The organism is Curtobacterium sp. MCPF17_011 (assembly GCF_003234145.1).
Taxonomy (GTDB): Bacteria; Actinomycetota; Actinomycetes; order Actinomycetales; family Microbacteriaceae; genus Curtobacterium.
The window spans coordinates 387689-412101 of sequence record NZ_QKSK01000001.1 but is presented as its reverse complement, the minus strand read 5'-3'; the positions used below and the strand labels follow the sequence as shown (position 1 = coordinate 412101).

Here is a 24413-nt window from a genome sequence, read left to right as displayed (position 1 = left end):
TGTGGTTCGGACGATCCCCACCCAGGGGAGGGTGCCATTCCCAGCACCTGTTCCGACGACGCTCGGCGCAGCTCAGGTGCCGATCGGTCTCACCGCTGGCGTGTGGGAACTGCGCTGACCGCGCGACTGCTCGCTCGTCATCGTGGGTGGGGGGCGATCACGAAGTGCCTGCGACCCGCCCTCGGAACGCCGCCGGCGACTCCCCGACGTGCCGCTTGAACGCCGTACTGAACGCACTCTCCGAGCTGTACCCGAGCGTGAAGGCCAACGCCCCGACGCGGGTGTCGCTCGAGCGCAGCGCACGCTGGGCCAGCACCATCCGCCAGGCGATCAGGTAGGCCAGCGGGGGAGTCCCGGCAGCCGCGCGGAAGCGTGCCGCGAACGTGCTGCGGGACATGGACGAGGCACGGGCCAGGTCCTCCAGGCTCCAGTTCCTGGCGGGCCCGTCGTGGATCAGGTCCAGCGCTGGGCGGAGCTGCTCGTCGGCCAGGACCTTGAGCCACCCGGCCGGCAGTTCGGCGTCGTCGGCGAACCCGCGGACGACATCGAGGACCAGCAGCTGCGCGTACTGCCGCATCGCGAAGTCCGATCCCATCCGGCCTCCGGTGATCTCGCTGAACAGTCGTTGCACGTGGCCTCGGGCCTGCGCCCCGACCGTGCTGTCCGCGCCGACGTGCATCAGGGGTGGCAGGACGCGGAGGAGCAGCTCTCGGCCGGTGGCGTTCAGGTCGATGCGGCCACCGATGACGATGTCCACGTCGCTCGCCGCAGCGTCGGCGTCCGAGATCCGCGATCCCGCCGTCGGCGGCTCGACGACCACGGGGTCTTCCGGGCCGTCACCGCCGTCGAGTGTCAGCCACGACCTCCCGTTCAGGACGGCAACGTCGCCGGCGTCAAGGCGGACCGGCGCCGAGGCCCCCTCGGTCTCCAGCGTCGCCCACCCGCGGACGACGGCGATGAACTTGAGGTCGTCGTCGATGACGCTCCGGGTGTGCCATCGGCCACGGAGGGCCGAGCTGCCGGACACGACCCCGCGGACCTCGATGAGGTCGAGCACCTCGGACAACCGATCGACAGGCATACCTGGACTCTAGGACATGAAAAGGCGACGGAGCATGATTCCGGATACGACCGCAAGGCCCCCAGGCTGGTCTCCGGACCAGGTTCCCCTGGTCACGTCGTCACACCGCCACTGGGCGGCACGGAAGGACCACATCATGACTGCACCCCTGATCGCCCTGGTCACCGGAGGCAACAAGGGCATCGGCCGCGAGATCGCCGCTCAGCTCGCACGCCTCGGCCACACCGTCGTCATCGGCGCTCGGAGCCTGGAGCGCGGGGAGGAGACTGCGGCGGAACTCCGGGCAGACGGTGGCACCGTCACCGCTGTCGCGCTCGACGTGACCGACGCTGCCTCGGTCGCCGCGGCCGCAGAGCACGTCGCCGATGCGTACGGCCGGCTCGACGCGCTGGTCAACAACGCGGGGATCAGCCACCAGCCCGGCGCCGACCCCGCCGGGCAGCTGCCGCGGTCGGCCGACGTCGACCACGTCCGGGCCGTGTTCGAGACGAACGTCTTCGGCGTCATCACCGTCACGAGCGCGTTCCTGCCGCTGTTGCGTCGCTCGGCGTCACCTCGGATCGTCAACGTCTCGAGCAGCGCGGGGTCGCTCGCCGCCATCTCGGACTTCTCCAACACCGATCCGATCGCCCTCGGGTACGTGCCGTCGAAGACCGCGCTCACGGCCGTGACGATGATGTACGCACGCGACCTGGCGTCGGAGAACATCCTCGTCAACGCCGTCTGCCCGGGCTTCGTGGCGACGGACCTGAACGGTCATCGCGGTCTGCTCACGGTGGCGGAAGGAGCCCGGTCCGCCGTGACCATGGCGACCATCCCCTCCGACGGACCGACCGGGACCTTCACCGACGTGAACGGGCCGGTCGCCTGGTGAGGCGACGGCGGCCGGTGGCTCGCGCGCCACGGGAGCCGCGTCGAGCCTGACGGCGGTCGGATACGCTCGATCCACCCCGGTTCGTGACCGACCCGCGACGGCGACCGGGGTGCACGGTGGGGCGTGCGGTCAGGAGTGGTCCCGGCTGCCTTCACCAGAAGCCGGGGCGACCGCTGGGGGAGCGGAGCTGTTCTCTCGGCGCAGTACCTGAGGGGACACCATGTCGTTCAAGCACGTCATCACCACCGTCGTCGGGATCACGGTCGTGACCGTCGCGCTCGCCGGATGCTCGTCGCAGTCGGGGAAGTCCGCTCCGATCACGGCATCGGCGGAGCCGTCGCAGAGCCAGGCTGCGGAACAGCAGACGCCGAGCCCGACGCCGAGCAGCAAGCCCGCTGCGTCCGGTGAGGTCGACGTCACGTCGGACAAGATCACCGACGACCAGATGGGCCACACCGTGCAGGCCGACAAGGTCGTGCGGAACTTCCCGTGGACGTCGGCGCAGTCGGGGCTCGCGGACCGTGACGACAACGAGCAGGTCCTGGTCCACGTCGCCGTGACCGCGGGGGAGAAGTACTACTCGACGGTGGACTGCCTGGCGATCCGCGTGCAGGCCCACGGCAGCACGGAGTCGTACACGTCCCAGGGCACGACGTCGGTCGTCGAGGACGCGATGAAGGCCGCCGGCTACCCGGCGCTGACGAAGGTGGACCAGGGGCAGTCCGGGGAGGGCTGGTGCGCCTACTCGGTGGCCGACCCGTCCGACGTGCTCGACCTGGAGTACCAGCGCAACGCCGCCGCGTCGAACGGCGGCACGCAGATCACGGCGAAGGACTTCTATGCGCCGATGACGCCAGTGGCGTCCTGACGGCGGGTTTCCGGTGAGGCGCCCATGAGCCGGAAGTGATTGGCCGCGGACTCGCGACGCAGTCCACGACCGTGCTGACGGCAGCATGTTCCTGAACGAGGACATGCCCTGGGTCGGGGGATGCGTTCGTGATCCGCACGATGGGATGATCCGCTACCGCGATCGCCTGGAGATGACCCCGCTCGGATGAGCGGGGATCTCCCACGACTCAGCGAGTCACGTCCTGACGGCCGAGCATCGTCCGGTAATCCGTCCCCCGGGAGCAACAGACCGAGACGCCACGCTGGGGCTCGCGACCGGACGAGGCGAGCGTGCTGCGGGACCGGGTTACGGGCTGCTCCGAAGGAGTCGTGAAGGGCTCTTTCAGCGCGTCACGCCCTGGACCCCACCGTCACTCGCCGTTGCCCTGCATTTCCACCGCGTCTCCGTCGGCGCACTCCGACACCGCGGTGATCGTGTAACGCTGGGCGCCCGCAAGGAAGCTGATCGAGGTGGTCGGACCCCCGACACCCCGCAAACCGAGAATCGGGTCCGAGCCCCCGCTCTTGTACGGCGCCGTCGTGATCCCCGCGCCTTCCCAGAGCCTCTTGACGGTGGCAATGTCCTGGGCGGGGTCTCCGCTCGGTCCATCCAGCGACTTGATGTAGCTGTAGGCCGCACCGTCGCCTCCGTTCCCCTTGGTGCACTGTTCTACAGATGGTCCGCTGTAAACCTGCCATTCACCGTCGAGTGAAATCGTCGACTGGTCGACGATTTCCTGGACGGACTGTCGAGCCTCAGTAGTGCTGATGGTCTTGCTGACTTCTGACCCCATCGGGTTTCCTCCACTACAACCTGTCAAGGTGATGATCGCCGTCATTGCACTGACGGTGGCGATCATCGAGCCAATTTGTTTCCTCGTCGGGAACATGATTCAGAACCCAGACCCGACGATGATCCCCAGGCCCGCCTCGAGCGGGGTCTGCCCCTTCGGATGGTAAGCGGTCATCTTCTCTCCCTGCCCCGTGGTGGCCAAACCGACGTTCCACAGTGATTCTGTGTTCTTATCGAGGTAGCCAGTACCGTCCGACGTGTGCACCCCGTGGTTCGTGACGCCTTCGAGGGTTCCGGAGCCATCAGCTCCGAACGTAGTCGCTCCGAAGTCGTCCGCAGTCGGATCCTGGTGATGGTCCCAGCTATGTTCGCGACCGGTGGCTGCCCAACCGTCTCCGGATTCGATGAGTGGGATCACGTTGCGGGCCTGCCCTGCGTAGACGTGATCAGCGTGGAGCGCGTCTGCATCAGGAATCGAATCGGGAATTCCCGCAGACGCAACAGCCGTGAACGTGTTGACGTGCACCCCACGTTCGGTGATCCCGTACGCACCTGCTGTCGTTCCGTAAGAGTGACCCACGATGTTGGTCATCGGCATGTCCGACGATCGCGTTGCGCCGAGTCCCCTGATCGAGTCGGCGAGCTCTTGCCCGCCGTCCGCAGCTCGTTCACCGAACAGAACCCCAACGTCTGGTGCTGTTCCAGGGATCGCCGGTGCGTCGTACCCCATCCACGAGATCACAGCTCGGTCCTCAGGACCTTGAACCGCTGCTTGCACGTCGTAGACGTTCTGCGAGGCGTTAGTCCAGCCGACCATGTCCCGGCTGCTCGACCCCATCCCCGGCACCGCCCAGGTGACATTCGTTGCGGTGTCGAGATCGCCGATCGAGATCGCGGCCAGAGGGGGAGCGTCGTCGCTCAACGAGATCAAGGAGCGGGTGCCAGCCCGGGAGCCCTGCTGCAGCGCGATCTTGATGTTCTCGAGACCGAGGAGACCTCGGGCGTTCTTCGCGCGCTCGGCCTGATTCTGGTAGGATGGTTGGTTGAGATTGTGAAGGAAGTCCTTGGCGTCCGCGATCCGTTGATCCAGTGCGGCGATGTTGACGGTGCTCCGGGCCCAATACGGCACTCCTTCGAGGTTGCCGAGTTCACTCAACGCTTCAGGGGGCAGTGCAGCAAGGTCTCGGGAGTCGGCATTGCTGTAGCCGAGTTCCCCCCCAGAGTGCCGCCACCTGAGCAGCCGTGAGACCTGGCGCGAACAATTTCTCGAGGTCCTTCGGTACTCCGGACGCGTCAGCGGCATCGAGCGATACGTTGGACAACGATCCGTGCCCGCCAGCGCGGTCGAAAGCATCGGCGATGCGTTCTATCCACGCTGAGTCGGAGCCGTTTTCCTGAAGCCAACGGTCGAATCCCAGAACAAACGATGACGTATTCACCGTTGCCCAACTACATGCACCAGTGAATGCCGACCAGGCGTTCTTCAGTGCAGTCGCTTGAGACGAGGCGGCGGTGTCATTGGCGCGAGCCACGGACGAAAAGGAGCGCAGTTTCGCCGGGTCAGCCGAACTCCTCCCACTTCCGGTACCTTGCCCCGTCCGCGTTCGTCCGCGAGGGGCGAAGACGCCAGCGATGGGAGTTGGTCGCACCTCCGGCTCGGACGGCTTGAAGTCGAACGGATTCTGCGCTGTTAGGTCGATTCCACCCACGGGGGAGGCAGCTACCGCTCGCCGGCGTTCCTCCTGGCGGGCCTCCCATGCCGCGACTTCGCTCAGGCGCTTCCGTTCCTTCGCCGCTTCTGCCTTCACCTTCGTGACTTGGTCGGCGAGTTCATCCAGGACCGAGGCGAGTTTCAAGCGGTCCTCTGACCCGACCTGCGCGGACTCGGTGAAGCGGTTCGCGTACGCCCCATCGAAGTCCTCGGCGGCGTCCTCGGCCGCGGACCTTCGGACGGCCCCCTGAGACCGTAGTACTTCGGCGGCAGAAGTCGCCGCCTTGACCAGACGATCCGCGGTACCGTCGTTGAAATCGATCTTGTCCATGACTCATCCCCCAGATGTGTCCTCTGTTCTCGTCGGCAGCGTACCTGCCTAGGCCGAACTCGTGCCGGCCTCGTCCGGTCCTTTAGGCAGCGTCAGGACGTTCCATCCGCGTGGGGCTGATCGTGTGTCCCTCCGAAGCTCGCTTGTCGGACGGTGCTGACGCGTCCGTCGGCCCTCCCGACGATTTCTTGTACTGACGAGCGGGGCGTTCTGGTCGCGCTACTCAACGCATGGTGTGCTCAGTGTGCCGCGGTGGCTCGGGATGCACCTGCCTGTCACCACCGACCGGCACGACTGGGGTCTGGCCCAGTTCTCCCAGGGGGCGACCTGCGTGATGCATTTCGTCACCGCGCAGCCCGACCGGTTCGGTCCCGCGTCAGGAGACCGATGAGTTCGTCACGGTCGGACGGCTCAACGATGTCCCGACGGACAGAAGACCAACTCCATGGCTCGACCATGCCGATCGAGAACGTCACCGTTGTGTCTCAGGGCTTGATCGGCTCGTGTTCCTGCGGAAGGGTCGCACGGGAGCCGGAGGTCCTGCCATGCACAACGCCGTCATCCCGCAGCAGTACGACACGTCATGGACGATCGTGCTCGTCGCGGTCCTGGCACTGATGGTCGCGGCCGTCGTTTCCGTCGTCCGGAACACCGCGCGGATGACTCTGCTCGCGACGGTCGTGTGGGTCTTCGGGGTGATCGTGCTCCCGGTGCTGGGGTCGCTCGTCTGGTTCTTCGTCGGACGGCGGGATCTCCGCCGACGTTCGAGCCCGCTCCATGATTGACCGCCCCGCCCCGCCCCGCCGTGGTGCTGAGGGCGGGCCCGACCGTGTCGGCGAGGAACAGCGTGTGCGACCGGCGGCCGGATCGCGAGGACTAGGTCGCGCTGACCGCTGCTTCGTCCGCCGCGACCTCCTTCTGCACCGCGAACTGGGTCCGGTGCAGCTCCTCGTACCGTCCGCCAGCGGCCAGCAGTTCCTCGTGCGTCCCGCGCTCCACGATCGAGCCGTCCTCGACGACGAGGATCAGGTCCGCGCTGCGGATGGTGGAGAGGCGGTGGGCGATCACCATCGCCGTCCGGCCCTCGAGTGCCTCGCTCAGCGCGGCCTGCACGGCGGCCTCGGACGTCGAGTCCAGAGCGGCCGTCGCCTCGTCGAGGATGACGACGCGCGGCTGCGCGAGCAGGAGGCGCGCGATGGTCATCCGCTGACGCTCACCACCGGACAGCCGGTAGCCACGCTCGCCGACCATGGTGTCGAGCTGGTCCGGCAGGGACCGGATGAGCGGCTCGAGCCGGGCGCGGCGGACCGCGTTCCACACCTCGTCGTCGGTGGCCTCGGGCCGGGCCAGCCGCAGGTTCGAGCGGATGGTCTCGTGGAACAGGTGGCCGTCCTGCGTCACCATGCCCATCGTGTGCCGCATGGAGCTGAACGTGACGTCGCGGACGTCGGTCCCGCCGAGGCGGACGGCACCGCTGTCCACGTCGTACAGGCGCGAGAGCAGCTGCGCGACCGTCGACTTGCCCGCGCCGGACGTGCCGACGAGGGCGACGGTCTGCCCCGGCTCGATCCGGAACGAGACCCCGTGCAGGACCTCGTCCCCGCCGCGGGTGTCCAGCGTGGACACTTCCTCGAGCGAGGCCAGGGACACCTTGTCCGCAGACGGGTAGGCGAAGCGGACGTCGTCGAACTCGACCGCGACCGGGCCGTCGGGGATCGTGACGGCATCGGGCTTCTCCTGGATGAGCGGCTTCAGGTCGAGGACCTCGAAGACACGCTCGAAGCTGACCACGGCGCTCATGATCTCGACCCGTGCGTTCGCCAGGCTGGTCAGCGGCGCGTAGAGGCGGGTGAGCAGGAGGGCCAGGGTCACCACGTCGCCGGTGTTCAGCTGCCCGCCGAGTGCGAGGGAACCACCGACCCCGTAGACGAGCGCGAGTGCGAGGGCGGAGACCAGGGTGAGCGCGGTGACGAAGACGAACTGCAGCAGCGCACTCCGGACCCCGATGTCGCGGACGCGGGCGGCGCGGACGCGGAACTCCTCGGCTTCCTCGTCGGGACGGCCGAACAGCTTGACGAGGGTGGCACCGGGCGCCGAGAACCGCTCGGTCATCTGCGTGCTCATCGCGGAGTTGTGGTCGGCGGCCTCGCGGCGCAGTGCAGCGAGGCGGCTGCCCATCCGGCGTGCGGGGATGAGGAAGACCGGGAGCATGACCACCGCGAGCACCGTCACGAGCCAGGACGTGCTGAGCATCACGGCCAGGGTGAGGACCAGCGCCACGACGTTCGTGACGACGCCGGACAGCGTGCCGCTGAAGGCCTGCTGCGCGCCGATCACGTCGTTGTTCAGACGGCTCACGAGCGCGCCCGTCCGGGTGCGGGTGAAGAAGGCGATCGGCATCTTCTGCACGTGGTTGAACACGGCGGTGCGGAGGTCCAGGATCACGCCCTCGCCGATCCGCGCCGAGTACCAGCGGGTCACCAGGGACGCGGCGGCGTCGGCGACGGCCACCAGGGCGATGACGACGGCGAGCCAGACGATGGTGCCGACCGCGCCCCGGGCCGCGATGACGTCGACCACCTGGCCGGCGAGCACCGGCGTCGCGACCGCCAGGAACGCCCCCACGACGGAGAGGACGATGAAGACCACCAGCTTGGACCGGTACGGCACGGCGAACGTCATGATCCGCCGCACGGACTCGCGGGAGATGCCGTGCTTGCCGTCCCGGGCGGTCGAGATCTTGTAGAGCGAGCTCCAGGCCACGCCTTCCATGCTCATGACAGTTCCCTCCGTGGCCGGCCGGCCCTGCTGCGGTGGCGGTTGCCCGGACTCGGGGTCCTCAGCGGCGGCGGCGACCAGGGAGTCAGGATACGGCTCGACCGGCGCGGAGCGGGTGGGTGGCGTGCGCAACGCGGCTGGCGAGATGCTGCAGTGTGATCTGCCGGTCGGACGTCCCGATCGGTGACGCGGGACCCCGCGCGTGCCGGCTGCTCAGCAGAACCCGTCGAGCGCCGCCGTCAGCGCCGCGCTCCCACCCGGCCCGCCGTGCCCCTCGTCCTCGACGATGGTGAGCGTGCTCTGCGGGAGTTCCCGGTGCACACGCCAGGCCGTGACGGCCGGCCCGCTGATGTCCCGCCGCCCGTGGATGAGCGCCGTCGGGACGTGCGCGATCCGGTGCAGACGCGCCAGCACGGCCTGATCGCCCGGCAGGAACCCGTCGTTCGCCCAGTAGTGCGTGACGAGAGCGGCAAAGCCCTCGCGCAGCTCCGGACCCAGGTGACCGCGCTCACGAAGCCCGGGGTCGTCGAGGGAGACGTGGACGTTCTCCCACCGGTCCCAAGCCTGCGCGGCGTCCGCACGGGCCTCCCGGTCGGCACCGGCCAGGCGACGTGCGTATGCGTCGACGACGCGCTCGCCCGGGAGGCGCTGGCTGGCTCGCTCGAACGCCTCCCACTCCACCGGGAACACGCGTCCCACACCCTCCGTGATCCAGTCGACCTCGTCGCGGCTGGTCGTCGTGACGGCCATCAGGGCCAGCGCGCGGACACGTGACGGGTGCTGCTGCGCGTACGCGAGGGCGAGGGTGGTGCCCCACGAGATCCCGGCGACGACCCAGTCCTCGACGCCCAGGTGCTGCCGGAGAGCCTCGATGTCGGCGATCAGCCGCTGGGTGGTGTGGGCGGCGAGCCGGTCGCGGGACTCCGTGACGAGGGGGCGGCTCCGGCCGCTGCCACGCTGGTCGACGCCGATCAGGCGGTAGCGGGCGGGGTCGAAGTGCGTTCCGTACCAGCCGCTGCCGAGCGAGCCGCCGGGGCCGCCGTGCAGCCAGAGGGCGGGGACGCCGTCGGGGGAGCCGGACTCCTCCCAGTAGAGGGACGTTCCGTCACCGACGTCGAGCAGGCCGGAGGCACTGGGTTCGGTCCTCGGGTACGGCATGGCTCGACGCTACCGGCCGGGTCAGCCGTGCAGGGCGTCGGCGAGGGTGAGGTGAGTGGGGAGTTCGTCGCCCTCGTCCATGCCCCGGCGGAAGTCGGTGCGACCGTCCTCGCCGACGTACACACCGGCTGCACCGCCCGTGATGAAGTACTGGTCGGCCAGGTCGCCGTCGAGCGCCGACGGCGTGAGGTAGAGCAGGTAGGTGCCCCCGTCTTCGAGGAGCATCCCCGGACCCGGCGAGCGGGTGGTGCCGTGCTGGCGGACGACGACCGTGGACCCGGCCGGATGGTCGGGGTCGGTCTTGGCGGTCGCCACGATCCGGACCGTGGACAGTGTGGTGGGGCTGGCGTTCGCGACGTCGTTCGCGACGCGTTGCTGTCGGACGGTGCCGGTCACGACGAGGGAACTGTGGTCGGCCATGCTGCTGACGGAGTCGTACATCCGCGCTCGGGAGCCGCTGGACCCGGACGAGCAGCCGGTGACCGTCACGAGGCCGGCGGCGAGCAACGCCGCTGCGACGAGGGTGCCGAGCCGGACCCTCGTCACGACTCGGCCCGGGTCGGCCAGAGCAGCCGGAAGCGTTCGCACACGACGGGCATGTCCGGCGCCCAGCCCCGCGGGTCCTCGGAGTGCTGGCGCCAGTACCGTTCGTGTGACGCCCGCCAGTACGCCAGGGTCCGGTCGCCCTCACCCTCGGCTCGGGCGTGCTCGGCGTCGACCTCGTCGAACGGGACGGTCCGGACGTCCGTCGTCACGATGACCGCGCTCGGCTGGTCGGCGCCGTCGAGGATGACGCTGTGTTCGCCGGCCTCGGGCAGTGGTTCCGCGGTCGCTTCGTAGTCCCAGAGTGATGACGCCGTGCCGTCCTTGACGCCGGCGAGGACCAGCGCGAGCAGGTCGTCGGCGTGCTCGGGCGTCGCGCCGAACGCCCATGCCAGGGGCACTTCCTCGGGCAGGTCCGGGGACTCCTGGCGGCGGGCGGCCCAGAAGGCGGCCACGGAAGGCGACGCTGCGTCCATGGCGCGACCCTAGCGGTGCCGCCGGTTCCCGCGCGAGGAGACCTGTCAGCACCGCGGACGCCGGTGGCACTGAGCCGGTCCTGGGAACCGCGGCCGGTACCGTGGTCCGCATGTCCACGGGGGAACAGCACGACCACACGTCCGCGTCGACGCGAGCCGGGTACACGCCACACACGGGCTCGGGGGCCGGAGCCACGCTCGGCCTCGGCGCCGCCGTCGGCATCGTCGGGGCGGTCCTCGGCCTGCTGCCGTGGATCGTCACCGGCATGCACCTGCCGTTGCAGAACCTGTGGGAGACGTCGGTCGCCGACGAACGGGACATGCCGATCGCGTTCCTGCCCTTCAACCAGTACTTCCTGACCTTCCTGGCCGCTCTGCTGCTGACCGGGGCCGGCATCGTCGGCGTCACGGCCCGTCGGCTCCACGGGCGTCTGGGACGCCCCGGGGTGTTCGCGGCCTTCGGTGGACTGCTGCTCGTGCAGGTGGTCGCGGTGGTGCAGACCACGGTCGTCACGACGGCCGGCCTCGGCATGGACCGCACCGTCGGGACGGGAGGCGCGATCAGCGCCTCCGAGATCTACGTCGTCGCCCTCGTGGTCGGCTCCGCCCTCACCGTCCTGCTCGGGGCCGGGCTCGTGCTGCTCCTCGCGCTCGCACCGGACGGCGTCGCGGTGGTCGCGCTCGCCGTCGTTGCGGTGGCGCTCGCCGAGTGGCTGCGGGGATTCGTGCTGCCGCCGGCGACCCTCTCGACCGGACTGCAGAGCACGATCGCCGGGTGGGCGTGGTGGGTCGCGCCGGTCGTGGTCGGGCTCGGCATCGCGGTGACCGGTGTCCGTTCCGCCGGCCAGGTGGTCGGGGTGCTCGTCGCGCTCGTCGTGCTGCTCGTCGGGCCGGCACTGCTCACCGCCGTCGACGGTGCGGCGGGGATGCGGGTGTTGGCCCCGTACCCCCTCGAGCTCGTCGCGTTCGGGTCGGGCCTCTTCGGCGATGTGCTCGGACGCGGACTGGTGGCGGTCGTCCTCGCGGCGGTCATCGGCTGGGTGGGGGTCGCCCTGCTGCGACGGCGTCCTACCGGCCGGCGGTCCACCGGTCTGCGCGCTCCCGACCCGCCGTCTTCCGACCCGCCGTCTTCCGGTACGCGCTGAGGCTCGTCGTGTGCACCGCCGTCGGGTCGTCGAGCAGCCGCAGGTCGTAGGCCGCGCAGTCCCCGAACGTCCCGATGCCCGGCGTCCCCTCGGTTCGTTCGAGCACGCCCTTCGAGGGGCCGTCCGACCCGATGCCGGCGCGGTGCACCATCCACTCGAGGTCCGTCGCCTCGTCGGCCAGGTACCGCATCACCGCCTCGTTGTCCCGGTGCTGGCCGTCGTAGCTGCGGGCGACGGTGTTCCGGATCGCCCAGAGCGCGGGCGTCAACCGGCCGTGCGGCGGCGCACTGAGCGCACCCGCCTGGTACAGGAACCGGCGGACCCCGGTCCGGCGCATCGCGGGCACCAGGCGTCGGACGAACGCCGTGTTCACCATCGCGGTCCGCTGCGCCTGCACGTCACCGAGCAGCGAGACCACCGCGTCGACACCGTCGAGCAGTCCGTCGAGGTCCAGGTCGTCGGTCACCGACCCCTGCCGCACGTCGAGTCCGGCACGCGGTGGACCGGCCTTGGCGGGCGTTCGGGCGAGGACGCGGACGCGGTGTCCGGCCGCGAGGGCGAGGTCGGTGAGGTGGCGGCCGGTCTGTCCGGTCCCGCCGAACACCAGGATCGTGCGCTGCGACTCCATCAGGCGTCCATCCCGACGACGATCTTGGTCGCCGAGACGCCGTCCCGGAGGGTCTGCAGAGCGGTGGGGAGGGCCTCCAGTCCGCGGCCGACGACCGTCGGCTCGGGTGCCGGACGGAACCGTCCGTCGGCGAGAGCCGCAGGCAGGAAGTCGCGGAACACCGCCGGCCCGACCGGCGAGACGACGGGGGTGCCACCCCAGATCGCGGTGACGTGCATGCCGCGGATCCGCTCGATGCGCGAGCGCACCGCGGTCGCCGGGTCGGGGTAGGCGGACGCGATCCGCTTCGTGCCCGGGACGGGGCGAGCGATGCGCAGGGCGTGTCCGAGCGAGCCCTTCCCGATCGCGACGGTGCCGACGAGGCGCCGCCCGCCGAGGGCTGCGACGACCTGCCGGTCTACGTCGGCGTCGCGGTAGTCGACGACGGTCTCGGCACCCAGGGAGCGGACCAGGTCGTGGTTCGCCCGTCCGGCCGTCGCGACCACCGTGTAGCCGCTCGCCCGGGCGAGTTGGACGGCGTTCATCCCGACACTGGTCGACGCGCCCCAGACCAGGACGACCCCGTCGGCACGGGACGCCCCGACCGTGGGGAGCGGCAGGCCGAGCTGGTCCGTCTCGTACAGGCCGGCGGCGGCCGTCGCGAGCGCCAGCGGCAGGACCGCGGCACGTTCGAAGGCCACGTCGGCCGGGAGGCGCGTGGTGACGCGCTCGAGGACTGTCACGTACCGCTGGAACCCGCCTTCGGACGCGCGGTTCCGCGCTTTCTCCTGCCCGGCGGCGAAGGCGGTCACCCGGTCCCCGCGCTGGAGGTCCGTGACGTCCGGGCCGACCGCGACGACCTCGCCGGCGACGTCGCTGCCCAGGACGGTCGGGAACCGGACCCACGGCGAGACGAGTCGGCGGAGCGGCCCGGTGATGGCGTCGACGGGGTTCACCGCGATCGCACGGACCCGGATGACGACCTCACCGGTACCGGGGGTGGGCATCGGGGTCGGGCGCACCTCGAAGAGTCCGCGCGGGCTGAGGAGCCAGAGGGCTTCGTTCGTCGGGGTGTTGGTGGGGTCGGGGGTGGACATGCGAGCTCCTCGCTCTCGGGCGCCAGCGGTGATGACACGTAATGTCATGGTATCCCTTCATGGCACGACGTGTCATCAGGTACGATCGACCGATGCGATGGGCTCCGGATGCACGAGGTCGACTCGAGCGCGCCGCCTTCGAGCTCTTCGCCGAGCAGGGCTTCGCTGCGACGACCGTGCCGCAGATCACGGCACGCGCCGGCCTGACCACCCGGACGTTCTTCCGACACTTCGCCGACAAGCGGGAGGTCGTCTTCGCCGGCGACGAGATCCCCACGAACGCCGCACGACTCATCGCCGACGCCCCCACCGACCTCGAGCCCATGCAGGTCATCCGCAGTGTGCTGCACCAGGTCGCCGCCGCACGGTTCGACGGCAACCACGAGCAGACCGCCGCCTGGCGCCGGATCGTCGAGGGGAACGACGAACTCCGCGACCGGGACGCCCGCAAGCGATCCGACCTGGTCCGCGCTGCCCGGGGCGCATTCGTCGAACGGGGGGAGACCCCGCTGCAGGCCACCGTCCTGGCCGAGGTCGGCGTGCTCGTGTTCCAGGTCGCGCTCGAGACCTGGGCCGAGGACGACGCTGCTGCTGCCCGACCGATGTCCGCCGTGATCGACGAGGTCCTCGCCGCACTGCCCCTCGCCGGCCGGCCCTGATCGCCCGGCGCTGACTGCCCGGGTGGCAGGATCGGGCTCATGCGCGCCGTCACCTTCGACTCCTTCTCCGCGACGCCCGTCGTCACCGACGTCCCGGAACCCGCGTGCCCACCGCACGCTGTCGTCGTCCGCGTCGTCGCCACCGGCGTCTGCCGCAGCGACTGGCACGCCTGGCACGGCCACGACGCCACCGTCGCGCTGCCGCACGTCCCCGGCCACGAGTTCGTCGGCGTCGTCGACCGCGTCGGCCACCAGGTCCGGCAGTGGCAGCCCGGCACGCGTGTGACCGCACCGTTCGTCAACGCGTGCGGCACCTGCCCCACCTGCGTCGCCGGTCGTCACAGCATCTGCCCGAACCAGAGCCAGCCCGGCTTCGACCGACCCGGCTCATTCGCGGAACAGGTCGTCGTGCACCACGCAGACACGAACCTGGTCGCCGTGCCGGACGTCATCGACGACCCCACGGCCGCGGGACTCGGCTGCCGGTTCGCCACCGCCTACCGAGCCGTGGTGACTCGCGGCCGCACGGCACCCGGCGAACACGTGGTCGTGTTCGGCTGCGGGGGAGTCGGACTCTCGGCGATCGTCGTGGCGGTCTCGCGACGTGCCCGGGTCGTCGCGGTCGACGTCTCCGCCGAGGCGCTCGCCCTCGCTCGTTCCCTCGGTGCCGCCACCACGGTCGACGCGCGGACCGACGACGTCGACGAACAGATCCGCGTCGCCACGGACGGCGGTGCGCACGTCGTCGTCGAGGCCCTCGGCCGCGCGTCCCTCGTCCGCCAGGGCATCGCCGCGCTCCGCCCCGGCGGTCGGCACGTGCAGGTCGGTCTCCTCGCGGGCCAGGACGCCACCCCGCAGGTCGACCTCGGCCGGGTCATCGCGCTCGAGCTCGAACTGCTCGGCAGTCACGGCATGTCCGCCCACGAGTACCCGGCGATGCTCGCCGAGATCGCCGACGGGCGGCTCGACCCGTCAGGGTTGGTCGGCCGGACCATCTCCCTCGACGAGGCGCCGGCGGCGCTCGCCGCGATGGACCGGCCGGCGACGTCGGCGGGTACGACGGTGGTCGTGCTGTGATCGCGGCCGACCGCGGGATCGCCGGCGCAGTCCGGGTCAGCCGCGGCGGACCGCGTCGCCGTCAGGTTCTCGGAACTGCGCTGGCCGCCGCCGTGGTCGTGCTGCTCACCGGATGTGCCGACGGCTCGCCCTCCTCCGGGGGAAGCGAGCACGGCGTGAGCCACCGAGGCCCCGAACCCACTGCCCGTTCCTACGAGGACGGCGTCGAGACCTGGGACCTGACTGTGCCGCCCTCGGTCGAGGCGTTCGGGATCGACACGGACGTGCCGGAGGGGGCGCGGACCGGGGTCGGTGCGTACGGCTCGGAGGCAGCCGGGGGACGTCCGGTCCGGTTCCTGCTCCCCGGCGGCAAGCAGGTCCGGGTACAGGCGACCCAGGTGGTCTTCGACGCCCTCGACAACGCGCAGGAGATGCAGGACGCGTCGGGCGAGGTGATCCTGCCGAAGGGACGGCTGTTCCACCTCCGTGTCAACACCGTGCCGGTGGCGGGCGCGAAGGCCGGTGTCGACGGGTACCGTGACGTCCTCCGGCAGCTCGACCTGCCGGACACCTCCGTCGCCGAGCTCGAGGAGGAGATCGCATCGGCCGACTCGGTCGACCCGGTGGATGCGTCGCAGCGGGTCGGCGTCGAAGCCGGCGTGCCGAAGACGGGCGGGCTGGACTTCGGCCCCAGCACGTCGTTCCGGCCGAACGACGATCCGCTGCTGTTCACGCTCCGCTTGAACGGAGCGTGGGACCCTGCGTCGAACTGAACAGGTCTTGTACATGTAGTCTGCTGTTCATGCCCGTCTCACCGAAGCGACGCCTCGTCGCCGACGCTCTCCGCGACGCGATCGCGACGGGCCGGTACGCGCCGGGCCAACGCCTGCCGGGCGAACACGACCTGGCCGAACGCTTCGCCGTCAGCCGCGGGACCGTGCGGGCAGCGCTCGCCGACCTGGCCGACGAGGAGTACATCGCCATCCACGGCGGCATCGGCTCGATCGTCACCTTCGACGGCGCCGCGCTCGACCCCCGCAGCGGCTGGGCCCGTTCGCTCGCTGCCACCGGCACCGAGATCGCCGTCCGCGTCCTGCGCATCGAGCGCGTCAGCCGCCCCGGGCAGGCCGCCGAGCTCGGGCTCGACGAACCCGACTTCATCGCGGTCGACCGCGTCCGCCACGTGGTCGGTGGACCGGATGTGTCGCTCGAGCGCAGCCTGGTCCCGCCGTTCGGGAGGCTCGCCAGCGCCGTCGACGACGGTCTCGTCGACGACTCGCTCACCGCCACCATCGCGAGCGCCGGGCTGGTGCCCGCGCTCGCCGAGCAGTGGGTCGACGTGCAGCCGCTCACCGCGGAGGAAGCGGCTTCCCTCCACAGGGCGGTCGGGGAGCCGTTCCTCCACAGCCGACGGGTCTCCCGCACGGCCGACGGCAGGTTCGTGGAGGCTGTCGACAGCCTGCTCGACCCGAGCCGGTTCCGCCTGCACATGAAGTTCGGGAGCGCGTCATGACGACCACCACCACCGCCGAGTACGAGCACGCGCTCGCGGCCTTCCGTGGGCTGGCGATCGGGGACGCCCTCGGCATGCCCACGCAGTCGATGTCCCTCGACCAGATCCGCGCCGACCACGGGGTGATCGACGGGTTCGTCGACGCCGGTCCCCACCAGCGGATCGCACACGGCATGCCCGCGGCGAGCATCACCGACGACACCGAGCAGGCCGTCCTCGTGGCGCAGCTGCTCGTGCAGGGGGGCGGACGACTCGACCCGGTCGACTTCGCCGAGGCCCTCATCGCCTGGGAGCGGACGATGGCGGCGAAGGGCTCGCTCGACCTCCTCGGACCGAGCACCAAGACGGCCGTGCAGCGGATCCTCGACGGGGTCCCCGCTTCCGAAGCCGGCTCGACCGGCACCACGAACGGGGCGGCCATGCGGATCACCCCGGTCGGCATCGCCACACCGCTCTCCGGCCGTGGGGAAACCGGCACGGACGGTGTCACGGCTCTCGTCGACGCTGTCCAGGACGCCTCGCGGGTCACCCACGACACCGGACTCGGCATCGCCGGTGCCAGCGCGATCGCCGCGGCGGTCTCCGCCGGCATCGACGGTGCCACTCGGTCCGAGGCACTCGACGTGGCGATCGCCGCGGCCCGGATCGGTGCGATGCGGGGACACTGGGTCGCCGGAGCATCGATCGCCGAGCGCACCGAGTGGGCCCGCGGGCACCTCGCCACCGTGCCGGCAGACCAGCGGATCGACGTCGTCTCCGGGCTCATCGGCACGAGTGTGGCGTCGCAGGAGTCCGTCGTCGCAGCGCTCGCCCTCGTCGCCCTCAACCTCGACCCCTGGCAGACCGTCTGCACGGCGGCGAGCATCGGCGGCGACACGGACACCATCGCCGCCATGGCCGGAGCCGTCCTCGGCGCCGTGCACGGAGCAGCGTCGTGGTCCGACGACGCCGTGCACCGTGTCGAGACCGTCAACGACCTGCACCTCGACGAGCTCACCGAGCAGCTCCTCGCCCTCCGCGCCGCCGCCCCCCGGTAGCGCCCTCCAGACCGCCGGGCGGTGGTGTTCCCCCCCTTCACCGCCGCCCGGCCCCACCCCTCGCACCCTTCCGACGACGTAAGAGGACCTGATGACCACGACCCCCACGGACTCCGGCACCAAGTCCGGCACGCTGACCACGATCGAGCAGCGCGGCATCGAGCCCGTCCCGGTCGCCGAACGCACCGGCACACCCGGTGCGCTGTTCTGGGTCTGGTTCGCCGCGAACATCTCGATCCTCGGGCTGCCCCTCGGCGCCACCCTCGTCGCGTTCCAGGGCCTGACCGTCTGGCAGGCGCTGCTCGTCGCCGTCATCGGAGCCGCCGGGTCGTTCGCGGTCGTCGGGGTCATCTCGATCGCCGGCCGTCGGGGCGGGGCACCCGGCCTGACCCTGAGCCGCGCCGTCTTCGGCGTCCGCGGCAACGTCGGACCGACCGCGGTCTCGCTCCTCAGTCGCCTGGGATGGGAGACCGTGAACACCACCACGGCTGCGTTCGTCCTGCTCTCGTTGTTCACGATCCTGTTCGGGACCGACGGCGGCTCGAAGGCCCACCCGGTCGTCACCGTCGTCGCGATCCTGCTGTTCGTCGCCGCGACGGTGCTCATCTCCGGCCTCGGCCACGCGTTCATCGTCGCCGTGCAGAAGTGGGCGACGTGGGTCTTCGGCGCCCTCAACGTCTTCGTCGCGGTGTTCCTGGTCGCGCGCATCGACTGGGACGTCGTCGGTGCGCAGCCCGCCGGACCCATCGCCGCCATGGTGATCGGCGTCGGCACCATCGCCGCCGGGACGGGCATCGGCTGGGCCACCGCCGGCGCCGACATCGCCCGCTACACGCGTACCAGCGTCCGCGCCGGCAAGCTCGTCGCCGCCAGCGCCGCGGGTGCCGGCATCCCCCTCGTCGTCCTGGTCGGGCTCGGCTCCCTGGTGTCCGCCGGCGACCCGACGCTCGCCCAGGCCGGTGACCCGGTCGCCGCGATCCGCGACATGCTGCCCAGCTGGATGGCCGTGCCCTACCTGATCGCCGCGTTCGGTGGGCTGCTGCTGTCGAACCACCTGTCGGTGTACTCGGCGAGCCTCACCACGCTGACCCTCGGCGTCAAGGTCCCGCGGGTGTGGGCCGTCGCGGTCGACGTCGTCATCACCACGCTCGGTGCCATGTACTTCATGCTGGTCGCTGACGGCTTCTACGCCCCCTTCATCACGTTCATCTCGGTGCTCGCCGTCCCGATCACCGCCTGGCTCGGTGTCTTCATCGCCGACATGGTCCGCCGCACCTGGTACGACCCGGCGGCGCTGCTCGACCTGCGCCGCGGTGGCCGCTACTGGTACGCGGGCGGCATCGCCTGGCGCGCCGTGACCGCCTGGGGCGTCGCGATCGTCGTCGGCTTCCTGTTCACCAGCGTCCAGGTGGGCGACGCCGACCCGGTCTTCGTCGGCGCGTTCTCGGACACGTGGATCGGTGCGAACGGTCTCGGCTGGGTCGTCACCTTCATCGTCGCCGCGGCGGTCTACCTGCTCACCGGCGGCCCGCGCGGGACCCTGCACGAGCAGCCCGACCAGTCCGCGCCGCTCCCACGCACCGAGCACACCGTCCGATGAGCCGCCTCGTCTCGGTCGGCAACGTCATCGTCGACATCGTGATGCGCATCGGCGAACTGCCCGAGCCCGGTGGTGACGTGATCGCCGACGGCTCCGAGATCACGGCCGGCGGTGGCCTCAACACGATGGTCGCCGCCCGCCGCGACGGCATGGACGTCGTCTTCGCCGGGCAGTACGGCACCGGGCCCTTCGGTGACGTCGTCCGCCGTGCCCTGACCGACTCCGGTGTCACCGTCGTGCAGCCCGGGCTCCTCGACGTCGACAGCGGCTACTGCGTGGCCCTCGTCGACGCCACCACCGAGCGCACCTTCGTCACGAGCGTCGGCGCGGAAGGGCAGCTCACGCGCGACGACCTCGACCGCGTCGCACTCCGCGCTGACGACGTCGTCTTCGTCTCCGGCTACGGCCTGGCGCACGCGGTCAACGGCGCGGCCATCGCCGGCTGGCTCGGTACGGTGCCCTCGTCCGTCCGCGTCCTGTTCGACCCGTCACCCCTCGTCGACACCCTGCCGGCAGCCGTCCTGGCCGCCGTGTCCGCACGCTCCGACGTGGTCAGCGCCAACAGCCGGGAGGCACGCCTGCTGTCCCCGACGTCGGCCACCCTCGCCGAGGCGACCGCGGCCATCGCCGCGGCAGCGCGGGGCACCGCCCTCGTCCGGGACGGCGCCGACGGTTGCTGGGTCGTCGAGTCCGGCGGCGAACCGGTCCTGGTCCCCGGGTTCCCCGTCGTCGCGGTCGACACCAACGGGGCGGGAGACGCACACGACGGCGTGCTGGCGGCGGCGCTGGGACGTGGGGCGGGCCTCCAGGACGCCGTCCGACGGGCCAACGCGGCGGCGGCACTCGCGGTGACCCGCACCGGACCGGCGACCGCGCCGACGGCGGAGGAGACGGACGCGCTGCTCGCTGCGGGGTGAACGGTGCGCGGTGGTGCGAGCCACTGGTTGCACTTCCGGACTCCCGGCGGGCGGCATGTTGTGCACGCAGGGAGGGCACCATGGACGAGCGGACCGAGCGCAGCCGGTACACCCAGCTGCCCCCGACCGTGGACCCGGCCGCCTTCGTGGTCGAGGTCCCGGCGTTCGAGGACGACCGACCCGCTCCTCCGCCGATCCTGCCCGCTGCGGCGCCGGAACTCGTCGCGGCCACGGAGTTCGCCCGCGGCGCCGGCGGACCCCGGACGATCCGACGCACGCGGATCCCGGCCGCATTGCTGATCGCCGGCGTGCCGATCGGGATCGTCGTCGTCATCGCGACCGTCCAGGTGCTGTTCGCGCGCTGATCGCGGACCACCCGTCCGGACCGCTCGCTGCGCTCTGCGGACCAGGCATGCCGCGGGTGTTTCCTGCCCGTCAAGTGTTGGTTACGACCCCGTTTCCGATGCTCGGCAGACGCTGAGTCCCCTCGAAGCTTCCTCATGAGAAACCCTTCACACGAGGAGCCCCTTGCCCAGAACCCGTTCCCGGAGTCGGCTCGCTGCACTGGCGATCACCGCCACGCTGACTCCCGCCCTCGCCCTGACCGCAGTCCCTGCGTTCGCGGCACCGACCCCTGATCCCGTCGTCGCATCCGGCAGCGACTGGGACGTCACCACCACCCCCGGCGGGTACCTGGTGTCCCTCGACCTCGACGAGCCCCTGCCGATGGTCGACGACGCCCCGACGCTCGTCGTCGACGGTGAGCCGGTGGGTCTCGCGACCGAGTCCGCCGACGGCCGCACCCTCCAGGTCCTCACGGCCGACCGGTCCGTCGCCGACGCGACCGACGTCAGCAAGGCCTGGTCGAGCGGTGACGAGGACAAGGCTGCGGAGACGACGACGGCCCCGGTCACGCCGCCCGTCCCCGAGAACCGGACACTCAAGCGGCAGATGAAGTCGCTCGCGACGGCCGCTGCCGTCGAGGACCCGTCGACCGCGGGCGCCTACTCCGTGACGGAGGCGGAGTACGACTTCGGCGACCAGGCGATCCCGCTCGCGGCGATCGGCGGCATCCGGGGTGAGCTCACCGGGAAGATGTACCTGTCGAGCGCCGCCGGTGCGCGCCCGACCGTCGTGCTGCTGCACGGCCGCCACACCTCGTGCGCCGGCACCGGTGCGAACCCGCTGCGCTGGCCCTGTGGCCCGACGCAGTCGAACGTCCGCTCGTACCTCGGGTACGAGGGCACGGCCCGGGCGCTCGCGACCCGCGGCTACAACGTCGTCTCCATCGCGGCGAACGCCGTGAACTCGAACGACAACCAGCTCGCGCTCGACTACGGTGCCGAGGCCCGCGGCCAGCTCATCCTCGACACGCTGGGGATGCTCGGCAAGGCCGATGCCGGAACGGCTGTCTCCTACGACGACGTCACGACGGCGACCGACGCCACCCAGAGCACCACGACCACCCGCACCCTCGACGACGCCCTCGTCCGCGCGACCACCCGCGCCGACCAGCCGGCCGCCGCTTCCGGTCTCACCGCAGCGTCCCTGAAGGGCCGGTTCGACCTGAGCCACGTCGGCATCATGGGCCACTCCCGCGGCGGTGAGGGCGTGGTCTCGGCCGCCACCCTCAACCAGGCGCTCCCGAAGCCGTACGGGATCGAGGCGGTCCTGCCGCTCGCGCCCGTCGACTTCGGCCGCATGACGCTGCCCGACGTCCCGACCGCCGTCTTCCTGCCCTACTGCGACGGCGACGTGTCGAACCAGCAGGGGCAGCACTTCATCGACGACTCCCGCCACGCCTTCGGCGACCAGGTCCTCCGGTCCGCCGTGTGGGTGATGGGCGCGAACCACAACTTCTTCAACACCGTGTGGACCCCGGGCCTCTACCCGGCGGCCACGGGCGACGACTGGCGGACGACCGACACCACGTCCACCTGCTCGACGACCAACCCGACCCGCCTCACCGCCGCGCAGCAGTACCAGGTGGGCGTCAGCTACATGACCGGCTTCTTCCGCCTGACCATGGGCGGCGAGACGCAGTTCCAGTCGATGTTCGACGGATCGGTCAAGCCCGCCACCACCGGGACGCCGTTCGCGGACGTCCGGACCATGGCGACGCAGCCCACCGGGAAGACCCAGCTCGTCACCGACTTCACGACGTCCAGCTCGCTCGTCCGCACGGTCGGCGGCGCCACGGCCGCGGTCTGCACCAACCTGACCGGTCGCACGCTGCCGCAGTCGAACCCGTTCTGCGCCACGACGAAGGCCTCCGCACAGGTCCCGCACTGGACGCCGGGCTCGTTCGCGCCGAACGTCCCGACGTTCCCCACCACCCGCTTCCTCTGGACGGGTGCCTCGACGACGGACCCCGCGGTGCCGAGCACCGGTGAACTCCGTGTGTCCGTCCCCGCCTCCGCGCGCAACGTCACCGGCAGCACACAGATGACGCTGAAGACCGCACCCGACGAGGCCGTGCCCACCGGCACCGACTTCCGGATCACGGTCCTGGACGGCTCCGGAGGCAGCTGGTCGACCGCCGCATCGGCGATCAACCCGCTCGCCGTCAACCGGATGCCGGGCGGCACGAACACCACGCTCAACAAGATCGTGCTGCAGCAGCTCACGATCCCCACGGCTTCGATGACGGGCGTCGACCTGACGGACGTCCGCGAGGTCCGCTTCACCGCGGGCGTCGGCGCGGACGGCACCGGGACCGGTGGCGTGTACCTGTCCGACCTCGCCTTCGACACCCCGAGCATCGGCACCGCCGTCGCGGCGACCCGCACCACCGTGAACGTCGCCCCGACCACGGTCGAGGAGGGTGACGGCCCGGGCACCGCCGACGTCGCCGTCTACCTGTCCCGCGCCTCCGACCGGCCGGTCACCGGCTACGTCAGCGTGCTCGGCTCCGCCACCGGGTCGGTCGGTGTCGGCATGGAGCGCGTGACCTTCGCGCCCGGCGAGACCTGCCAGGCCGTCACCGTCCCGACCGCGGGCAACACCGCGGTCTCCGCGACGCCGAGCTCGGCGTTCAAGGTGAGCGTCACGAACACCCGGAACGCGGTCATGGGCGCCACGGCGTTCACGAACCTGACGGTCCGCGAGGACGACGGTGTCACGGCACCGGCGACCGAGCTGCCGCCCGTCGGCGCGCAGGGTGACGTCTGCGCCGAACGCGCCGCCGCGGTCACCCCGGTGACCCTCGGTACGTCCGCCGACACCGTCGCACCCGGCGGATCGGTCGAGCTCACCGGTACCGGCTTCCGCGGCGGTGAGACCGTGACCTTCCGCTCCGGCACGACGGTCACCGACACGGTGGTCGCCGACAGCGCCGGCACGGCCAGCTCGACCCTGCGGATCGCGGAGGACGCCGACCTCGGTGCACTCGCCGTGTCCGCCGAGGGCGCCGGTTCCGGCCGGGAGGCCCAGGCCACCCTCGCGGTCCTCGCACCCACCGAGACGGTCCTGTCCGTCACCCCGGCCGAGCCGGTCGCAGGCGACGAGGTCGTCCTGACCGCCACGGTCACCGGCCGCGACACCGACGGCACCGTCACGTTCCGCGACGGCGAGCCCTCCGCTCGTGCCCGTGCCGCCGCGGCGACACTCGGAACGGCGGAGGTGACGGACGGGGTCGCGACGCTGACCCTGACCGACGGGTTGAGCGCCGGTGACCACACGCTGGTGGCGGCGTTCGGCGCGACCGCCACGGCGGACGCGTCCGCGTCCGACCCGGTGGTCGTCACCGTGGCGGCAGCACCGGTGGTGCCGACCCCGACGCCGACACCGACCCCGACGCCGACCCCGGCTCCCTCGCCGGGAGCCGGAACGCCGGGAGCGGGAACACCAGGTGGTGGGACGCCGAGCACGCCTGCACCGGGCGGCACCGCAGGGACGCCGACCGGCACCGTCGGCGACCCGGGCTCCGGCTCCGGGCCCGCGGGCGGTGCGGTCACCGAGCGGCCGGGCTCCCTCGCCTGGACCGGGGCCGAGATCGGGTCGGCGGCCCTCGCGGCGTTCCTGCTGCTGACGGCCGGAGTCGGGATCACCGTGGCACGTCGTCGACGGACCGAATGAGGTCGGTGAGCTGATCCGGAGCAGGGCCGTACCCGGGGGGGTGCGGCCCTGCTCGCTGCGGTCAGCGTGGAG

General features: G+C 71.1%; 23 protein-coding genes. 13 read left to right on the top strand and 10 right to left on the bottom strand.

Going from position 1 to position 24413, the window contains the following annotated elements; all coding sequences use genetic code 11:
- Positions 1–157: 157 nt before the first annotated feature.
- Positions 158–1081 carry an AraC family transcriptional regulator gene (locus DEJ25_RS01990; protein ID WP_111043607.1) on the bottom strand — a complete coding sequence of 308 codons (924 nt, stop codon included), beginning with the start codon at positions 1079–1081 and terminating at the stop codon, positions 158–160.
- A gap of 136 nt (positions 1082–1217) precedes the next feature.
- Between DEJ25_RS01990 and DEJ25_RS01985 the strand changes: the two genes are divergently transcribed.
- Both DEJ25_RS01985 and DEJ25_RS01980 read left to right on the top strand, forming a co-directional pair.
- Complete coding sequence (locus tag DEJ25_RS01985) at positions 1218–1955, top strand: SDR family NAD(P)-dependent oxidoreductase (protein ID WP_111043606.1); 738 nt, start codon at positions 1218–1220, stop codon at positions 1953–1955.
- Between the two features lie 220 nt (positions 1956–2175).
- Positions 2176–2823, top strand: coding sequence for a hypothetical protein (locus DEJ25_RS01980; RefSeq protein ID WP_111043605.1), 648 nt, complete (start codon positions 2176–2178; stop codon positions 2821–2823).
- 391 nt (positions 2824–3214) lie between these two features.
- Here DEJ25_RS01980 and DEJ25_RS01975 read toward each other — a convergent pair whose 3' ends face one another.
- Genes DEJ25_RS01975 through DEJ25_RS16540 form a run of 3 tightly spaced genes read right to left on the bottom strand, consistent with a single transcriptional unit; the run spans position 3215 to position 5678 of the window.
- Positions 3215–3703 (bottom strand): hypothetical protein, encoded by a 489-nt coding sequence (locus tag DEJ25_RS01975; protein WP_146240596.1) that lies wholly within the window; start codon positions 3701–3703, stop codon positions 3215–3217.
- Positions 3704–3736: 33 nt separating this feature from the next.
- Positions 3737–4792: an alpha/beta hydrolase gene (locus DEJ25_RS01970; protein ID WP_181427320.1), complete on the bottom strand. Its 1056-nt coding sequence runs from the start codon at positions 4790–4792 to the stop codon at positions 3737–3739.
- A gap of 4 nt (positions 4793–4796) precedes the next feature.
- Positions 4797–5678 (bottom strand): hypothetical protein, encoded by an 882-nt coding sequence (locus DEJ25_RS16540; RefSeq protein WP_181427319.1) that lies wholly within the window; start codon positions 5676–5678, stop codon positions 4797–4799.
- Positions 5679–6223: 545 nt separating this feature from the next.
- On the opposite strand from DEJ25_RS16540, the gene DEJ25_RS01965 reads away from it, so the two are divergent.
- Positions 6224–6463, top strand: a complete 240-nt coding sequence (locus DEJ25_RS01965; protein WP_111043602.1) for a PLDc N-terminal domain-containing protein — start codon at positions 6224–6226, stop codon at positions 6461–6463.
- A 91-nt stretch (positions 6464–6554) separates the two neighbouring features.
- On the opposite strand, the gene DEJ25_RS01960 is transcribed toward DEJ25_RS01965, so the two are convergent.
- The 4 genes from DEJ25_RS01960 to DEJ25_RS01945 all read right to left on the bottom strand — a co-directional run bounded on the left by DEJ25_RS01960 (position 6555) and on the right by DEJ25_RS01945 (position 10633).
- Positions 6555–8456, bottom strand: a complete 1902-nt coding sequence (locus DEJ25_RS01960; protein WP_111043601.1) for an ABC transporter ATP-binding protein — start codon at positions 8454–8456, stop codon at positions 6555–6557.
- Between the two features lie 213 nt (positions 8457–8669).
- A complete protein-coding gene (locus DEJ25_RS01955) occupies positions 8670–9614 on the bottom strand; it encodes an alpha/beta fold hydrolase (protein WP_111043600.1) in 945 nt (314 codons plus the stop codon).
- A gap of 21 nt (positions 9615–9635) precedes the next feature.
- Complete coding sequence (locus tag DEJ25_RS01950; protein WP_111043599.1) at positions 9636–10160, bottom strand: hypothetical protein; 525 nt, start codon at positions 10158–10160, stop codon at positions 9636–9638.
- Positions 10157–10633: an ASCH domain-containing protein gene (locus DEJ25_RS01945; RefSeq protein ID WP_111043598.1), complete on the bottom strand. Its 477-nt coding sequence runs from the start codon at positions 10631–10633 to the stop codon at positions 10157–10159. The genes DEJ25_RS01950 and DEJ25_RS01945 overlap by 4 nt, the downstream gene beginning before the upstream one ends.
- Before the next feature lie 110 nt (positions 10634–10743).
- Between DEJ25_RS01945 and DEJ25_RS01940 the strand changes: the two genes are divergently transcribed.
- On the top strand, positions 10744–11778 hold the full coding sequence (locus DEJ25_RS01940) for a hypothetical protein (RefSeq protein WP_111043597.1): 1035 nt from the start codon (positions 10744–10746) through the stop codon (positions 11776–11778).
- On the opposite strand, the gene DEJ25_RS01935 is transcribed toward DEJ25_RS01940, so the two are convergent.
- Both DEJ25_RS01935 and DEJ25_RS01930 read right to left on the bottom strand, forming a co-directional pair.
- Entirely contained in the window at positions 11702–12406 is a 705-nt protein-coding gene (locus DEJ25_RS01935; RefSeq protein ID WP_111043596.1) for an NAD(P)-dependent oxidoreductase, read from the bottom strand. The genes DEJ25_RS01940 and DEJ25_RS01935 overlap by 77 nt on opposite strands.
- On the bottom strand, positions 12406–13482 hold the full coding sequence (locus tag DEJ25_RS01930) for a zinc-binding alcohol dehydrogenase family protein (RefSeq protein WP_111043595.1): 1077 nt from the start codon (positions 13480–13482) through the stop codon (positions 12406–12408). Before DEJ25_RS01930 ends, DEJ25_RS01935 begins: the two co-directional genes overlap by 1 nt.
- A 92-nt stretch (positions 13483–13574) precedes the next feature.
- On the opposite strand from DEJ25_RS01930, the gene DEJ25_RS01925 reads away from it, so the two are divergent.
- The 9 genes from DEJ25_RS01925 (at position 13575) to DEJ25_RS16535 (ending at position 24341) form a co-directional block, all read left to right on the top strand.
- Positions 13575–14141 carry a TetR/AcrR family transcriptional regulator gene (locus tag DEJ25_RS01925; RefSeq protein ID WP_111043594.1) on the top strand — a complete coding sequence of 189 codons (567 nt, stop codon included), beginning with the start codon at positions 13575–13577 and terminating at the stop codon, positions 14139–14141.
- 39 nt (positions 14142–14180) lie between these two features.
- Positions 14181–15218 carry an alcohol dehydrogenase catalytic domain-containing protein gene (locus DEJ25_RS01920; RefSeq protein WP_111043593.1) on the top strand — a complete coding sequence of 346 codons (1038 nt, stop codon included), beginning with the start codon at positions 14181–14183 and terminating at the stop codon, positions 15216–15218.
- Positions 15215–15970, top strand: a complete 756-nt coding sequence (locus DEJ25_RS01915) for a hypothetical protein (protein ID WP_111043592.1) — start codon at positions 15215–15217, stop codon at positions 15968–15970. The genes DEJ25_RS01920 and DEJ25_RS01915 overlap by 4 nt, the downstream gene beginning before the upstream one ends.
- A 29-nt stretch (positions 15971–15999) precedes the next feature.
- The gene (locus tag DEJ25_RS01910) at positions 16000–16710 is read left to right on the top strand and encodes a GntR family transcriptional regulator (protein WP_111043591.1); all 711 of its coding nucleotides are present in this window, start codon (positions 16000–16002) and stop codon (positions 16708–16710) included.
- Positions 16707–17747 carry an ADP-ribosylglycohydrolase family protein gene (locus DEJ25_RS01905; protein WP_111043590.1) on the top strand — a complete coding sequence of 347 codons (1041 nt, stop codon included), beginning with the start codon at positions 16707–16709 and terminating at the stop codon, positions 17745–17747. Before DEJ25_RS01910 ends, DEJ25_RS01905 begins: the two co-directional genes overlap by 4 nt.
- 91 nt (positions 17748–17838) lie before the next feature.
- The gene (locus DEJ25_RS01900) at positions 17839–19347 is read left to right on the top strand and encodes a cytosine permease (RefSeq protein WP_111043589.1); all 1509 of its coding nucleotides are present in this window, start codon (positions 17839–17841) and stop codon (positions 19345–19347) included.
- Positions 19344–20264 (top strand): PfkB family carbohydrate kinase, encoded by a 921-nt coding sequence (locus DEJ25_RS01895; RefSeq protein WP_111043588.1) that lies wholly within the window; start codon positions 19344–19346, stop codon positions 20262–20264. The genes DEJ25_RS01900 and DEJ25_RS01895 overlap by 4 nt, the downstream gene beginning before the upstream one ends.
- An 80-nt stretch (positions 20265–20344) precedes the next feature.
- Positions 20345–20629: a hypothetical protein gene (locus tag DEJ25_RS01890; protein WP_111043587.1), complete on the top strand. Its 285-nt coding sequence runs from the start codon at positions 20345–20347 to the stop codon at positions 20627–20629.
- 163 nt (positions 20630–20792) lie between these two features.
- Positions 20793–24341: an Ig-like domain repeat protein gene (locus tag DEJ25_RS16535; RefSeq protein WP_181427318.1), complete on the top strand. Its 3549-nt coding sequence runs from the start codon at positions 20793–20795 to the stop codon at positions 24339–24341.
- Positions 24342–24413: the final 72 nt, after the last annotated feature.

Bases quoted from the DNA above. Each gene is read 5' to 3' on its own strand.
- DEJ25_RS01960 (WP_111043601.1), bottom strand. From the start codon at position 8,456: ATGAGCATGGAAGGCGTGGCCTGGAGCTCGCTCTACAAGATCTCGACC.
- DEJ25_RS01930 (WP_111043595.1), bottom strand. From the start codon at position 13,482: ATGTCCACCCCCGACCCCACCAACACCCCGACGAACGAAGCCCTCTGG.
- DEJ25_RS01980 (WP_111043605.1), top strand. From the start codon at position 2,176: ATGTCGTTCAAGCACGTCATCACCACCGTCGTCGGGATCACGGTCGTG.
- DEJ25_RS01985 (WP_111043606.1), top strand. From the start codon at position 1,218: ATGACTGCACCCCTGATCGCCCTGGTCACCGGAGGCAACAAGGGCATC.
- DEJ25_RS01965 (WP_111043602.1), top strand. From the start codon at position 6,224: ATGCACAACGCCGTCATCCCGCAGCAGTACGACACGTCATGGACGATC.
- DEJ25_RS16540 (WP_181427319.1), bottom strand. From the start codon at position 5,678: ATGGACAAGATCGATTTCAACGACGGTACCGCGGATCGTCTGGTCAAG.
- DEJ25_RS01940 (WP_111043597.1), top strand. From the start codon at position 10,744: ATGTCCACGGGGGAACAGCACGACCACACGTCCGCGTCGACGCGAGCC.
- DEJ25_RS01895 (WP_111043588.1), top strand. From the start codon at position 19,344: ATGAGCCGCCTCGTCTCGGTCGGCAACGTCATCGTCGACATCGTGATG.
- DEJ25_RS01990 (WP_111043607.1), bottom strand. From the start codon at position 1,081: ATGCCTGTCGATCGGTTGTCCGAGGTGCTCGACCTCATCGAGGTCCGC.
- DEJ25_RS01905 (WP_111043590.1), top strand. From the start codon at position 16,707: ATGACGACCACCACCACCGCCGAGTACGAGCACGCGCTCGCGGCCTTC.
- DEJ25_RS01890 (WP_111043587.1), top strand. From the start codon at position 20,345: ATGGACGAGCGGACCGAGCGCAGCCGGTACACCCAGCTGCCCCCGACC.
- DEJ25_RS01925 (WP_111043594.1), top strand. From the start codon at position 13,575: ATGCGATGGGCTCCGGATGCACGAGGTCGACTCGAGCGCGCCGCCTTC.
- DEJ25_RS01955 (WP_111043600.1), bottom strand. From the start codon at position 9,614: ATGCCGTACCCGAGGACCGAACCCAGTGCCTCCGGCCTGCTCGACGTC.
- DEJ25_RS01910 (WP_111043591.1), top strand. From the start codon at position 16,000: ATGCCCGTCTCACCGAAGCGACGCCTCGTCGCCGACGCTCTCCGCGAC.
- DEJ25_RS01920 (WP_111043593.1), top strand. From the start codon at position 14,181: ATGCGCGCCGTCACCTTCGACTCCTTCTCCGCGACGCCCGTCGTCACC.
- DEJ25_RS01975 (WP_146240596.1), bottom strand. From the start codon at position 3,703: ATGATCGCCACCGTCAGTGCAATGACGGCGATCATCACCTTGACAGGT.
- DEJ25_RS01935 (WP_111043596.1), bottom strand. From the start codon at position 12,406: ATGGAGTCGCAGCGCACGATCCTGGTGTTCGGCGGGACCGGACAGACC.
- DEJ25_RS01945 (WP_111043598.1), bottom strand. From the start codon at position 10,633: ATGGACGCAGCGTCGCCTTCCGTGGCCGCCTTCTGGGCCGCCCGCCGC.
- DEJ25_RS01900 (WP_111043589.1), top strand. From the start codon at position 17,839: ATGACCACGACCCCCACGGACTCCGGCACCAAGTCCGGCACGCTGACC.